Genomic DNA, 13,908 nt, shown 5'->3' on the forward strand with positions numbered 1-13,908 from the left:
TTATTCAACGATAAGTGTTGTTTTCATAGACGCATGGCCAGATCCGCACATGATAGAGCAGTTAATCGGAAATGAACCTGCTTTATCTGGTGTAAAGGTAACGGTTTTATTACCATTGTTGAGATTAATGTTAAACTCTTTAATGGCTGCCCCGTGAATACCTTGGGAATTATCGAGCGTTATTGTTACAGATTCCCCTTTTTTGACGCGATATTCAGTCTTGTCAAACTGGAAATTTGTAGCTTTTAATACGACTTGTTGTCCACTGGTTGAAGCTGTGGCAGAAGCAGCTGGTGTTGTAGTAGATTGTGTGGTTGCTGCTGGCTTTGTGGTAGTTTGTGCAGATGCAGCTGGTGTGGTTGTTGCTTCTGTTGTTTTGGAGTCTTTGTTTCCACATGCTGTGATGGCGATGATTACTGCTATTCCCATCAAAAGAATTGTAAGTTTTTTCATGCGTACCCCTCCGTATACATAATGATTTCCTCATTATTGTACACGACCTATTTCCAAATTACAGTGACAAACTGGTGAAACCACAAATAAAAGATCGGCCCGGCGAGTGAGAACGCTGCAGGCCGATCTTTTTTTGGGCTTTACCTTAGCTATCAGTTATGGAAACTGACAAGTTTATCGACGATCTTCTCTACCTGTGATCCCTTGTTCGAAAGGGGTTTTCACTGGAATGAATAGGTCGATGATCCCAATGACTAAAGCAGCTAAAATGGCACCTATCATGCTCGTAGACACATTGGTCACAACAAATTGAGCGGCCCAAATGACTAATGCGCTCACTATAAAACCTACGATACCTCTGCCAAATGGGGTGATTTGTTTACCAAAGACTCCCTCGATGATCCAAGCCGCGATAGCGATGACAAGTGCTAAGAAAAAAGCACTCCAAAAACCACCGACTTTAAATCCTGGGACTAACCAGCTTACAAACATTAAAACCAAAGCTGAAACAATAAACCTTACCAGATGTCCAAGAAGATGCATGTCGTGAACCTCCTTCTTTCTGTCATGGCCTAAGACCATTGACAAGAAGCGATTTTTTGAGCAGAATGCTTTGATTGTGACGATTTGCAATTCCTTTGGCAGAGGATTAGATGCACAACTTAGTGTATCCAAATTTGCGATATTTATGGTGGGCAGTATCTTCCATATAATCATTGTCTCCGTAGCTAATCAGGTTCCATTTGGTTTATAATATAGGTTAGAGAAAAGAGGTTGGAACATTGAATCCGAAAATAATAAAAACATTAGAATATCAGAAAATTTTACATAAAGTAGCTCATCATGCGTCCACTTCGCTGGGTAAGGATGCCGCGGAGAAGCTCGAGCCTAAAGGGGATTTTGAGCTTGTTAAGCTTCGTTTACAAGCAACGGACGAGGCAGTTAATGTAGAGCGCTTAAAAGGAAATGCACCTTTTGGCGGAATCCGAGACATTCGGGCACCTCTGCATAGAGCTAGAATTGGCGGGATGCTTAATCCAACAGAGCTACTAGAAATTTCAACTACAATGTTTGGATCACGTAGATTGAAGCGATTTGTGCTTTCTGCACATGAGGAATATGCGATTCCGATGCTAAAGTCGCAAGTGGAATTGTTGACCGAAAACAAACAATTAGAAGATAAAATCAATAGCTGTATCGATGAGAACGCAGTTGTTGTTGATGGAGCAAGCCCTGAACTCGGGCGTGTTCGAAGTGAGCTTCGAACGGGTGAAGGAAGAGTTCGTGAACGATTGGAGCAGATGATACGTAATTCTTCTGTTCAGAAGATGTTGCAGGATGTGCTCATTACGATTCGAAATGACCGTTTTGTTATTCCAGTGAAATCGGAGTATCGTTCCAGCTTTGGTGGTATGATTCATGATCAGTCTGCCTCGGGGGCGACGCTTTATATTGAACCAGATGCCATCGTGCAGTTAAATAATAAAATTCGCGAACTCAAATTCAAAGAAGAAGCTGAGATCGAGAAAATTTTGCGAGCGTTGACTGAGCTGGTAGCCGAACAAGTGGAAGTTCTTGTATTGGATGTTGATCAACTGGCGGAGCTTGATTTTACGTTTGCCAAAGCAGGCTTAGCCAGAGAATTAAAGGCTACCATGCCAAGATTGAATGACCGCGGCTTTATTAAAATTAAAAAAGGAAGACATCCGCTCATTGCAGCCGACGCTGTAGTGCCTCTGGACTTGGAGTTGGGTAATGACTTCTCGCAAATTATTGTCACGGGCCCTAACACAGGAGGTAAGACGGTTTCTCTTAAAACGGTAGGACTTTTGAGTCTGATGGCGATGTCAGGACTGTTTGTTCCAGCCGAGGAAGGCACGCAACTGTGTGTCTTCGATGCGATATATGCGGATATTGGTGATGAGCAAAGTATTGAGCAAAACTTAAGTACATTCTCAAGCCATATGACGAATATTATAAGCATTTTGCGTGATATGACGCCGAAAAGCTTAGTATTGCTGGATGAGCTAGGTGCGGGTACGGATCCTGCTGAAGGTTCTGCCTTGGCAATTTCGATTTTGGATTATATTCATCAAATAGGCTGCCGAATCATCGCAACGACGCATTATTCAGAGTTGAAGGCATACGCCTACCAAAAGCAAGGAACGATTAACGCGAGTATGGAGTTTGATATCCAAACACTTAGTCCGACTTATCGTTTGTTAGTTGGCGTGCCAGGGCGGAGTAACGCGTTCGCGATTGCTGAGCGACTTGGATTGTCTCGTCGTATTATTGAGCATGCTCGCACTCAAGTAGGTGAGGAGGATCAGCGGGTAGAGTCGATGATTGCTTCGCTCGAGGAGAATCGCCTGATCGCTGAATCCGAGCGTCATGCTGCAGAAGAGTTGCGTAGAGAAGCTGAAGCGATGCGTAAATCACTGGAGGCTCAGCAGCTCAAATTCGATGAGCAGCGTGATAAGCTGCTAGAAAAAGCAGAACGCGATGCACGCGAGGCTGTCATCAAAGCTCGCCGCGAAGCCGATGAAGTGATTGCGGATCTACGGCGCATGGCACTGGAAGAAGCCGGAGGGGTCAAGGACCACAAGCTAGTTGAGGCCAAACGTCGATTAGATCAAGCGACGCCTGAGCTGCGCAGTAAGCAAGTCCGTGCCTTGAAGAAGCGACCTGAGCGAATTGAAGCAGGGGATGAAGTGAGAGTCATTTCGTTAGGACAAAAGGGTCACGTCGTTGAGCTTGTAGGAACAACCGAAGCTAATGTCCAGCTGGGTATTATGAAAATGAAGGTGCAGCTATCTAATCTAGAGAAAACAGGCAATGCGCCTCAGTCAAAACAACCACAAAAAACGGCAACTACGCTGAAGCGTACTCGTGATGATAATTTGAAAATGGAATTGGATATGCGCGGCATGAACATGGAGGAAGCTTTGATCGAGGCAGATCGCTTCTTGGATGAGTCCTTCTTGAGTAATTTCGGGCAAGTGTATTTAATCCATGGCAAAGGTACAGGTGTGCTACGGACGGGGATGCAGGATTATTTGCGTCGCCATAAGCACGTGAAAAGCTATCGGATGGGTAATTACAATGAAGGTGGAGCCGGGGTTACAGTAGTCGAATTGAAATAACTTTATAAATTTACATCCTTTTTGAAACTCATTCTTCGGTACTGCGTATGAAATAGGTATAGAAGAGTATTAAACCTTAGGAGGAATTTTAGATGGGAATTTTCAAAAGACTTCGTGATATGACTATGGCTTCAGTTAATGATTTATTGGATAAGGCAGAAGATCCTGTCAAAATGTTAAATCAGTTTTTGCGCGATATGGAAGAAGATATCATGGAAGCAGAAGCTGCAGTAGCGAAGCAAATTGCGATCGAAAAGAAATTCAAATTGCAGTTTGAAGAGTCCGAAGAAATGGTTACTAAACGTACAGAGCAGGCTATGAAGGCCCTTGAAGCAGGGAATGAAGATCTAGCCCGCCGCGCACTGGAAGATAAGAAAGAGCACACTGCTCGTTATGATGAATTGAAACGTCAATATGACCTTGCCAAAACCAATGCGGACCAGCTTCGTGCACAATTGACGGAGATGAAAGACGAGTTCACGAAAATGAAAAACAAAAAGGATTTGTTAATTGCTCGCGCTGAAACAGCGAAAGCACAAAAACAAATCAACCAAGCGATGTCTGGTTTTGGTACTGACAACGCGGCTAAAGGATTTGATCGCATGAGCGAGAAAGTTCTTCAAATGGAAGCTGAAGCACAAGCTAGCGGAGAGATTCGTGCGAAAAACCGCAGCTTAGATGATGAGTTGGATAGTTTAGGCGCAAGCAGCAGTGGAATCGATGATGAACTGGCAGCTATGCGAGCAAAGCTTGCTGAAAAAAAACAATCCTAATGTTATACTAGGTGTACCTGCGAGAGACTGAGTCATACTCAGTCTCTACTACCATATATAGGGATTAAGGGATCTTTAATCGAAGTTAAAGTCTCTCTACTGTGTAAAGGAAGGCAGGAGATGATATGAACGAAGAGGTGGATGTCTTGTTAAGTAACCCGTATTTAGCAACGCTTGCTTTTTTTGCTGTAGCAGTGGTCGCGCTTGTGGTTTTCCTTACCATTTTTGAAATGGTTACGAAGTATGACGATTGGGCTGAAATTAAAAAAGGTAATTTATCGGTCGCTATGGCAACTGGTGGGAAAATTTTTGGGATTTGTAACTTGTTCCGCTTTGCCATTTTAAACAATGACACCATGATTCACTCTCTTGTATGGGCTGGCTATGGCTTCGTGCTTTTGTTGGTTGCTTACTTTATTTTTGAGTTTCTAACGCCTTATTTCAAAATTGATGAGGAAATTAAAAAGGATAATCGCGCGGTTGGATTCTTGTCCTTAACGTTATCCGTGTCCTTATCCTATGTGGTTGGAGCATGTGTAACTTAGTATCATACATAGTCTTGGAGGCTTGAAGAATGAAATACCTGTGGGGAACCTTGTTTGCTATCGCGCTTGTGTTTGTAGCGGCAGGGGTTTATTATGTATGGAAATATGCCTAGATGCAATTAGCTGGAGGATTTCGCAATGAGTAGCAATGAAGAAGTCGTATGTCCGTGGTGTCAGACAGAGATCGTTTGGGATCCTGAGATTGGACCAGAAGACGAGTGTCCACACTGTTTTAATGAATTGAATGATTACCGCAGTATTGATCTGAAGGTTAAGCAAACAGGTCAAAAGCTGCGTTTCAATGAGCAAGAATATGCCGAATCCGACGAGGATTTATCATTGGCTTGGGATGATTCCGATGAGCCGCTAGATAAGTACGGTGAAAAGGTCCAACAATTAACAGATGAACAGGAAGAAGCACCAGAGTGTTCGAATTGTCATGAATTCTTGCTCCTTGCAGGAACAGAAGTGACGAGCGGAGCTTCCTTCACGCCAAGTATCCCTAAGACGTTAGGAAGTGCGTTCCTAACAGGTCCGTTCACGACGGATGTATATGTGTGTCCTTCTTGCTTCCGGGTGGAAAAAGTACTATCAGATACAGACCGTTTACTAATGGTTGAACGAATCAAATCGGAATAATCGCAATTAAATTGAACCGAGTCCTTATGGATTCGGTTTTTTTGCGTGCATTCGCCTCATATTTTCACTCTAAAGGGGAAGCTTAACAAAAGCCAATATTCAATCTAAGTGAGGAGGAGGCGTATGCAAACGAATCAAACGAATGTAAAAAGCAAAGGGAAGCTGGATGCTCAAGCGATCCTTTTGCTAGTTGTTCATGCGCTATTTGGCGGAGCCAATGCCTTATCAGGTACATTTGTCGGCGTTTATTTATGGAAAGCCAAAAACGATTTTACGTTAATCGGTTGGTTTACATTAACGACCCATTTAACGATGGCTATTACTTTTTGGTTAGCTGGAAAATGGGTGAAAGAACATAATAAAATGAATTGCTTACGTGCTGGTGTATCCATATCAGCGTGTTTTTACATGCTGGTGCTTTGGATGGGGACTAGCAGTGTCCACTATTTCGTTTGGTTAGGCATGGTCCAAGGGATCTCTGTAGGCTTGTTCTGGATTGCCTTCAACGTCGTTTACTTTGAAGTGACAGATCCTGATAACCGGGATCGATTCAATGGTTGGGTCGGACTACTGGGCGCAGGAGCTGGCATTATTGCTCCGTGGATTTCAGGGTTACTCATTGTCAATTTAGGCGATGGAGCGGGGTATCGGCTCATCTTTTCTATCTCCTTAGGTATATTTGTATTAGGTGTAGTCATTAGTTTTTTTCTGAAAAAAAGAAAATTGAGTGGAACCTACGAATGGTTGTTGCCGCTGCGGATATTGAGACAAGCGGAAACACCGTGGAAGCGAGTAAGTCTGGCTTTACTTTTTCAGGGAGTTCGTGAGGGCGTATTTGGCTTTATGATCGGTTTACTCGTGTACATATCGACTTCAAGTGAGGCAAGCTTAGGTAGTTTCGCTCTAATTACTTCATCCGTAGCGCTAGTGAGCTTCTGGGCAGCAGGTCGTTTCATTCGACCTTCTTTTCGCAAAATGAGTATGTTCATAGGTTCGGTTATGGTTGTTCTCGTGATATTACCGTTTTTTTGGAAGATAACATTCAGTACATTGCTGATGTTTGGGATAGGGTCAGCGCTCTTTTTCCCAATGTACTCTATTCCTATGGTTTCTATTGTCTTTGATTTGATTGGATCGGATGATCAGAGTGCGAAGCAAAGGGAAGAATACATTGTCTTACGTGAGTTGTCACTGAATGTGGGGCGAGTATGTGGCGTCCTTATATTTATATGTGTGATTTCTTGGAGTAAGGAGCCGCTCGTCATCAATGTGCTGCTGCTGGCAATCGGAAGCTCGACATTCTTCTCTTGGGTATTCATACGAAATCAGCTACGGGCATCCAAGCCTTGACAGGGACTAGGTTTTCACATGAAAATGTGAGTAGCATGATTATGGGATGAGGAGGGGGCACCAATGCCGCCAAAAATGGTGAATAGCATCACAGAGCTGATCGGAGATACCCCCGCGGTGCGCGTAAACCGTTTATTGGAACCGGAAGCTGCTGAGCTGTACGTGAAATTGGAGTATTTCAATCCGAGCGGAAGCGTGAAGGATCGTGCTGCATGGAATCTCATTGAGCAGGCTGAGAAATCGGGTCTCCTTGGACCAGGAGCGACAATTATTGAGCCTACAAGCGGAAATACAGGGATCGGACTTGCGATGAACGCGGCGGCCAAGGGCTATAAAGCGATTTTGATTATGCCGGATAATATGAGTAAGGAACGCATAAATATCCTGAAAGCCTACGGCGCCGAAGTCGTTCTAACGCCAGCCGCTTTGCGGATGCCAGGTGCAATTGCTAAGGCTATTGAGCTAAGGGATCAAATTCCTGGCAGCTTTATCCCTCAACAGTTTGAAAATCCGGCGAATCCAAGTATTCATCGAATAACGACAGCGCCTGAAATTTTGCAGCAAATGGAGGGGCGGCTAGATGCATTTGTCGCAACTTCGGGAACGGGCGGCACGATTACGGGAACGGGCGAGGTACTCCGGGAACAGCTGCCGAATATCCAGATTTATGTCGTAGAGCCTAAGGGGTCACCTGTACTTTCTGGTGGAAGCCCAGGACCTCATAAGCTCGTGGGTACAAGCCCTGGCTTCGTTCCGGCTATTTTGAACACCAGCGTTTATGATGAAATTGTGCAAGTGACGGATGAGGATGCCATCCAAACGATGAGGGATTTGGCAAGTAAGGAAGGCATCCTAGTCGGTCCTTCAGCTGGAGCCTCGGTATGGACAGGGATACAAGTGGCAAGGAAGTTAGGGGCAGGCAAACGCGTGCTCTGTATTGCGCCAGATACAGGTGAACGGTATTTAAGTATGGATCTTTTTTAACCTCGTATGAGGTGAATAAGGGAGTTAAGAGCCACATGGAGGGTCATCCAGTGGCTTTTTATTTTGTCAATCGAAGTGGAATTTTCAAATATATATAAATATTCTGCCTATCTTCCGCGATCAGTAATTGAATTAGGACAGCGATTCATTGTAAGATGAATGGATGAACGAAACATATCTCAGAAAGGTAGGTTTAACCATGGATACTTTGAAGCTTAAAATTCTCGATTTACTAAAGGAAGACGCCCGCAGGAGCGCGGATCTGATCGCCACCATGTTAGGAACGGCGGAGGACGAAGTTGCGCGAGCGATAAGCGAGATGGAAGCGGATAAGGTCATTGTCAAATACGCGACAGTCGTAAACTGGAGCAAAGTAGATGACGAAAAGGTTACCGCCCTAATTGAAGTGCAAATTACGCCGGAGCGCGGGCGCGGGTTTGATGCGATTGCGGAACGGATCTATTTATATCCGGAAGTCAAATCGGTTTATCTCATGTCTGGAGCTTATGATTTACTCGTAGAGATTGAGGGAAGCTCGCTCAAACAAGTAGCTTCTTTCGTTTCCAACAAACTGTCGCCAATTGACCGTGTGCTTTCTACAAAAACGAATTTTATTTTGAAAAAATACAAACAAGACGGCATTATTTTCGAAGATCAGGAAGATGATCATCGAATGCTTGTATCGCCATAAGGGAGAGGTAGCGCTATGATCAAGGATGAGACTACGATTCAATCAAGCAAAAAATCGATGCAGGACTACCTCGCTCCTGCGGTACGTGAAATGAAGCCGTCGGGCATTCGGAAGTTTTTTGATCTCGTAAGCAACAGTAAAGAGGATATCATCTCATTGGGTGTGGGCGAACCGGATTTCTCTACACCTTGGCACGTTCGGGAAGCTGCTGTTCATTCCTTAGAGAGAGGCAGAACCAAATATACGCCAAACTCTGGTATTCCTGAGCTCCGCGAAGCGATTGCGAACTATTTGTATACATCCTTTAAAGTGAAATATGAGCCATCGAATGAAGTGCTCGTAACAGTTGGCGGCAGTGAAGCTATTGATCTAGCACTGCGCTCATTGATTACACCGGGAGACGAAATTCTGATTCCAGAGCCTTGTTATATTTCGTACTCGCCAATCACGGCCATTAGTGGCGGTGTGCCAGTGGGGATCGAAACGTTCGCGAAGGATCAGTTCAAGCTGACGGAAAAGGCGCTTCGTGATGCGATTACGCCACGTTCCAAAATTTTAATCCTATGCTACCCAAGCAATCCGACTGGCGGCATTATGAACTATGAGGATTGGCTGCCGATTGCCAAAGTTGTCGAAGAGCATGATCTGATTGTCATTTCCGATGAAATTTATGCGGAATTGACTTATGGTCAGAAGCATGTGAGCTTCGCAGCCATTCCAGGAATGCAGGATCGGACGATTCTCGTTAGCGGATTCTCCAAGGCTTTCGCGATGACAGGCTGGCGCATGGGGTATGCTTGCGGTCACAGAGAGCTTATCTCGGCTATGACCAAGATTCACCAATATACGGTCATGTGTGCACCTGTCATGGGGCAAGTAGCAGCACATGAAGCGTTAACGAATGGATTGGAAGAGAAAGACCGGATGATTGAATCCTATAATCAGCGGAGACGATTAGTTGTCAAAGGCTTCCGTGAAGTAGGACTCGAATGCCATGAACCACAGGGCGCATTCTACGCGTTCCCAAGTATTGTCGCAACAGGGCTAACTTCTGAGGAATTTGCACAACGACTTTTGTATGAGTCGAAGGTTGCTGCAGTGCCTGGTGATGTATTTGGTTTAGGTGGAGAAGGATTCCTGCGGTGCTCTTATGCCTATAGTGTTTCCCAACTGAATGAAGCATTAGAGAGAATCGGTAATTTCTTAAGGAAATTATAATATTCTTCATAAATTCATATGTTCATAGGAGACGAAAACTGGTATTCTAAGAGTAAGGAGGGATGAGCGTGGCTTTTATGGAATATCAGCTTACTAACTTTCAGAAGCAATTTCAAATTCGAGAGCAAGAGTTCGGACAGCGTTGGCTGACCAGAAATGCCAAGAAGCAAAATTCCCTGAATAAACTCGAAGAAGAGATCAACACGTTGAGAAGAAAAATGGAACAGATGGTCATGGAAGGTCGAGAAATGACATCTGATGAGGTTGTCGAATTAAGCACAATGTTGGATCAAAAAATAAATGAATATATGACATCTGGAAAGAAAAGTCGGTGAAAACCGACTTTTCTGGCGACTATCGATAAGAGAGAGTACTTACGGAGGGAATTACATACATGAAGGCAAAATGGTTATGCGTTGTTATGTTAGGAATGATGCTGATACTGCTGACCGCTTGTGGTGGACCGAAAGCAGATGTATCGGTATTTATTATGGGACCTAATGGTTTTCCAAGTGAAGCGGCGGAAAAGCTGGAAGTATCTTTGAAAGATAAAGTGGGAGAACTGCCGACAGTAAAGCTAAATACATCTCCTATTTTTTCATTGGAAAAGATGATTGTTGAGCTAGCTGCTGGCGGTAACGGCATCTTCATCTTGGGCGAAGAGCAGTTCAAGGGCTTGAGCAATCAAGCGGGATTTGTGTCATTGGATAACACGATCAATCCTTCGGATTACCCAGATGGGGTTATCGAAATCAAAGAAGAAGGTAAAGCAGCGGAGAAGCACTTGTATGGCATTCCGCTCACAGGCAACAAATGGATGAAGGATCAAGGGTATGAAGGTAAAGGATTATTTGCGTTCATTCCTCAGAATGCTCCGAAAATGGACGAGGCTTTGAAAGTCCTTAAGATTATTGCGCAAAAATAAGAGAACGTCTATAATCGACAAATAGCTTGATCGTATAATTTGCAACTATAGGTACTGGTAAGCTTCCACTTGGAAGGTTATTAGTTTAGGGGAAGCCGGTTCAAATCCGGCACGGTCCCGCCACTGTAATTCAGTCTTGCGAAAGTCTGAAGAGTCAGGATACCTGCCTATGGTGCCGATACAACATCCTTCGAGGAAAAGGATCGCGTTAAATCAGGAAGCAGCGCACGTCAGTTCGTTGCCCAATACCGCGATTTATCGTCCCCTTGTTCCTAGTGAACAAGGGGACTTTTTTTATTTGGCTGAAGATCGAAAATAAGGAAAGAGGGTCTATGTGATGACACAAAACAGGTTCAAAAAAGGTCTTATTCTTACATTAGCAGTTGCGACAGCGATCTCTTTAACAGCTTGTGCTAAGAAGGAAGCAGAATTAACGGATCCGTCCAAACTTGGCGGTGAAGGGACGAAGGCACCAACTACAACATCGTCGGCAGCACCTGCAGCTGCAAAGAAAACGACCTATCCTTTAAAGGTGAAGGATGCGACAGGCAAAGAGTTTACGTTCGACAAAGCGCCAGAACGAATCGCATCCGTGTCGCCATCAGAGACAGAAGCGCTGTTTGCGATAGGACTTGAAGCAAATATTGTCGGTGTATCGGATTTCGATGATTATCCCGAAGCGGCTAAAACGAAGCCGAAGCTGGGCAGCATCACGAAACCAAATATGGAGGCCGTCATTGCTTCCAATGCAAATCTGATTTTCACAGGTGTTTCCATGAAGGCAGACTCGGTTGAGGCACTTCGTAAGATGAACATTAATGTCTTTAAAGTAGAGCCCAAAACGTTAGATGATGCGATGAACAATATTCAAACGTTCGGACTTATTACCGATCATCAAGAGCAAGCAGAGAAAGTTGTCGCAAAAATGAAAGCGGATCGTCAGAAGGTTATCGATGCTGTAAAAGACGTGAAACAAGAGAATAAGAAAAAAGTGTACATGGAATTTGCACCAGGCTGGACCGTGGGAAGCGGAGAGTTCATGGATGAGTTAATCAAAATCGCAGGTGGAATTAACGTAGCTGGCGATAAAGCAGGCTGGTATGAGATCAGTGAAGAGAAGATCATCCAGCAAAACCCGAACGTCATTTTATTCGCAAATGGGATCATCGACATCAAAAGTAAGAAGCCGTTAGAAGAAATTATTCGTACGCGCGGTGGGTGGGATGCCATTGATGCCGTGAAAAATAAACGAGTGATTGGTCTCGATCAGAACTCCGTAAGTCGTCCAGGTCCGAGATTGACAGACGGGCTGCTGGAAATGGCGAAAGGGATCTATCCTGAATTGGTGAAATAATGAAAAGAAAATTGATGCTAGGGGGAGGAGTGGGAGTTATACTCCTTCTTCTTTCTATTGTGGTGAGTTTATCCATCGGCTCAGCTCAGCTTCCAATTTCACATATTGTGGGGATTCTGGCGAAACATCTTCCTTGGGTAGGAAGTCATATTGAAGTGAAATGGCCGCAATCCTCGGAACAAATCATAAATAAAGTACGAATCCCTCGTGTGCTTCTGGGTATTCTTGTTGGGGCAGTACTCTCCATAGCTGGCGCTGGTTTCCAAGGGGTTCTGCGCAATCCGCTCGCCGATCCTTACTCGCTGGGCGTATCTTCAGGAGCCTCTGTAGGGGCAGCGTTTCTCATATATTTTGGGCTGCAATTCGCCTGGTTCGGACAATGGTCGATTCCGATTGTGGCTTTCGTAACGGGGCTTATCTCCCTGCTCTTGGTATTGAAACTGGCGATGATTGAAGGGAAGCTGAAGATGGAGACGCTGATTCTATCCGGCGTTGTGATGCAAGCATTTCTTGGCGCGTTCGTGTCGTTCTTAGTTGCAATATCAAACCAAACGATTAATGAAATTATTTTTTGGCTCATGGGCAGTCTAGCGATGCGCGGATGGACATATACGTATATGATTTCACCCTATCTCGTAATAGGTGTCGTAATTCTGTTAAGCTATGCGAGATCATTAAATCTGCTTGCACTGGGGGAGCGTCAAGCGGCTCATCTCGGTGTTCATGTGGAGCGAACGAAATTAATTGTACTGATTGCTTCGACGTTGATCACGGCTGCAGCTGTGTCTGTGGCAGGGGTAATCGGCTTTGTTGGACTGATCGTGCCGCACTTGGTGCGACTGTTGGTTGGTCCAGATTATCGACTAATCATTCCTTTATCTGCAATAGGCGGTGGGATTTATGTGTTGTGGGCGGACACCTTGGCTCGAACTCTCCTTAGTCCTACAGAAATTCCTCTCGGAGTGATCACGGCGTTTCTGGGTGCGCCATTTTTTGCCTATCTGCTCCATAAAGATAAGAAAACGTTAAGAGGTTGATCACAATGATTAAAGTGGAGCAGCTTTTTCAGAGCTTTCGAGAGCAACAGGTGTTGGATAATATGAGCTTTGAGGTTGGGCAGGGGGAGTTTTTTGGGATCATTGGACCCAATGGCAGCGGGAAATCAACCCTGCTTCGACTTCTCTCTGGCATGGATCCTGTCCTGCATGGGAAAGTGTGTGTAAAAGGAAACCCAGTATCATCGTATTCGCGAAAGGAGCTGGCCAAATGGCTCGCTGTTCTTCAGCAGGATGCGTTGCCTCCCGTTGGGTTCACTGTTCGTGAAGTCGTAGAAATGGGGCGTTATCCGTTTCAGAATTGGCTTGGCGAAGATACAAAAGAAGCGGATGGACTCATTGATGCAATTATTAGAAAGCTTGAGCTGGAAACGTTCGTTGATCGAACAATTGAGCGTCTGAGTGGTGGAGAACGTCAACGTGTTGCACTGGCTAAAGTAATGGCACAGCAACCAAGCTTACTCATGCTGGATGAGCCCACCACCTTTCTAGATATCGGTTATCAAATACAAATGATGGATTTCATTCGAAGCTGGCAGCAAGAAACGGCGCTTACGGTTGTAGCTGTGCTGCATGACTTGAATTTGGCAGCCCAATATTGTACGCGATTGATGATCGTGCACGAGGGGCGGGTAACCGCTATTGGAACGCCAGCAGAGATTATTACGAGTGAGCAAATCGCAGAGGTGTACGGAACAGAGCCAATTGTACTTAAGCACCCTGTGAGTGAGGTACCTCAGATCTTATTACAACCAGGCAAATAAAAGATTCCGGAGGA

The 13,908-nt window shown here is 44.7% G+C and carries 15 protein-coding genes and 1 riboswitch; of the genes, 13 read left to right on the plus strand and 2 right to left on the minus strand.

Translation table 11 applies throughout. From position 1 onward, the window contains the following. The gene (locus AC58QG_RS26135) at positions 1-453 is read right to left on the minus strand and encodes a cupredoxin domain-containing protein (protein WP_497365030.1); all 453 of its coding nucleotides are present in this window, start codon (positions 451-453) and stop codon (positions 1-3) included. 174 nt (positions 454-627) lie between these two features. Then, positions 628-996, minus strand: a complete 369-nt coding sequence (locus tag AC58QG_RS26140) for a phage holin family protein (RefSeq protein WP_497365031.1) — start codon at positions 994-996, stop codon at positions 628-630. A gap of 239 nt (positions 997-1,235) precedes the next feature. On the opposite strand from AC58QG_RS26140, the gene AC58QG_RS26145 reads away from it, so the two are divergent. The 13 genes from AC58QG_RS26145 to AC58QG_RS26205 all read left to right on the plus strand — a co-directional run bounded on the left by AC58QG_RS26145 (position 1,236) and on the right by AC58QG_RS26205 (position 13,894). Next, positions 1,236-3,596 (plus strand): endonuclease MutS2, encoded by a 2,361-nt coding sequence (locus tag AC58QG_RS26145; RefSeq protein WP_497365032.1) that lies wholly within the window; start codon positions 1,236-1,238, stop codon positions 3,594-3,596. 92 nt (positions 3,597-3,688) lie between these two features. Next, a complete protein-coding gene (locus AC58QG_RS26150) occupies positions 3,689-4,369 on the plus strand; it encodes a PspA/IM30 family protein (protein ID WP_497365033.1) in 681 nt (226 codons plus the stop codon). A gap of 125 nt (positions 4,370-4,494) precedes the next feature. After that, complete coding sequence (locus tag AC58QG_RS26155; RefSeq protein WP_056609395.1) at positions 4,495-4,914, plus strand: DUF350 domain-containing protein; 420 nt, start codon at positions 4,495-4,497, stop codon at positions 4,912-4,914. A gap of 138 nt (positions 4,915-5,052) precedes the next feature. Then, positions 5,053-5,553, plus strand: coding sequence for a hypothetical protein (locus tag AC58QG_RS26160; RefSeq protein ID WP_497240717.1), 501 nt, complete (start codon positions 5,053-5,055; stop codon positions 5,551-5,553). A gap of 123 nt (positions 5,554-5,676) precedes the next feature. Beyond that, positions 5,677-6,903 carry an MFS transporter gene (locus AC58QG_RS26165; RefSeq protein WP_497365034.1) on the plus strand — a complete coding sequence of 409 codons (1,227 nt, stop codon included), beginning with the start codon at positions 5,677-5,679 and terminating at the stop codon, positions 6,901-6,903. Positions 6,904-6,966: 63 nt separating this feature from the next. Next, entirely contained in the window at positions 6,967-7,887 is a 921-nt protein-coding gene (gene cysK, locus AC58QG_RS26170) for a cysteine synthase A (protein WP_497365035.1), read from the plus strand. A gap of 199 nt (positions 7,888-8,086) precedes the next feature. Further along, on the plus strand, positions 8,087-8,578 hold the full coding sequence (locus tag AC58QG_RS26175) for an Lrp/AsnC family transcriptional regulator (RefSeq protein WP_497365036.1): 492 nt from the start codon (positions 8,087-8,089) through the stop codon (positions 8,576-8,578). Between the two features lie 15 nt (positions 8,579-8,593). Continuing rightward, on the plus strand, positions 8,594-9,796 hold the full coding sequence (locus AC58QG_RS26180) for an aminotransferase class I/II-fold pyridoxal phosphate-dependent enzyme (RefSeq protein WP_497365037.1): 1,203 nt from the start codon (positions 8,594-8,596) through the stop codon (positions 9,794-9,796). Positions 9,797-9,873: 77 nt separating this feature from the next. Further along, positions 9,874-10,131, plus strand: coding sequence for an aspartyl-phosphate phosphatase Spo0E family protein (locus AC58QG_RS26185; protein WP_497365284.1), 258 nt, complete (start codon positions 9,874-9,876; stop codon positions 10,129-10,131). Between the two features lie 59 nt (positions 10,132-10,190). Continuing rightward, positions 10,191-10,721, plus strand: a complete 531-nt coding sequence (locus tag AC58QG_RS26190) for a hypothetical protein (protein ID WP_497365038.1) — start codon at positions 10,191-10,193, stop codon at positions 10,719-10,721. Positions 10,722-10,753: 32 nt separating this feature from the next. Next, positions 10,754-10,906: riboswitch (cobalamin riboswitch) on the plus strand. A gap of 152 nt (positions 10,907-11,058) precedes the next feature. Beyond that, positions 11,059-12,075: an ABC transporter substrate-binding protein gene (locus AC58QG_RS26195; protein ID WP_497365039.1), complete on the plus strand. Its 1,017-nt coding sequence runs from the start codon at positions 11,059-11,061 to the stop codon at positions 12,073-12,075. After that, a complete protein-coding gene (locus tag AC58QG_RS26200; RefSeq protein WP_497365040.1) occupies positions 12,075-13,112 on the plus strand; it encodes a FecCD family ABC transporter permease in 1,038 nt (345 codons plus the stop codon). Before AC58QG_RS26195 ends, AC58QG_RS26200 begins: the two co-directional genes overlap by 1 nt. Before the next feature lie 5 nt (positions 13,113-13,117). After that, positions 13,118-13,894, plus strand: coding sequence for an ABC transporter ATP-binding protein (locus AC58QG_RS26205; RefSeq protein ID WP_497365041.1), 777 nt, complete (start codon positions 13,118-13,120; stop codon positions 13,892-13,894). Positions 13,895-13,908: the final 14 nt, after the last annotated feature.

The organism is Paenibacillus sp. J22P169 (assembly GCF_059691995.1).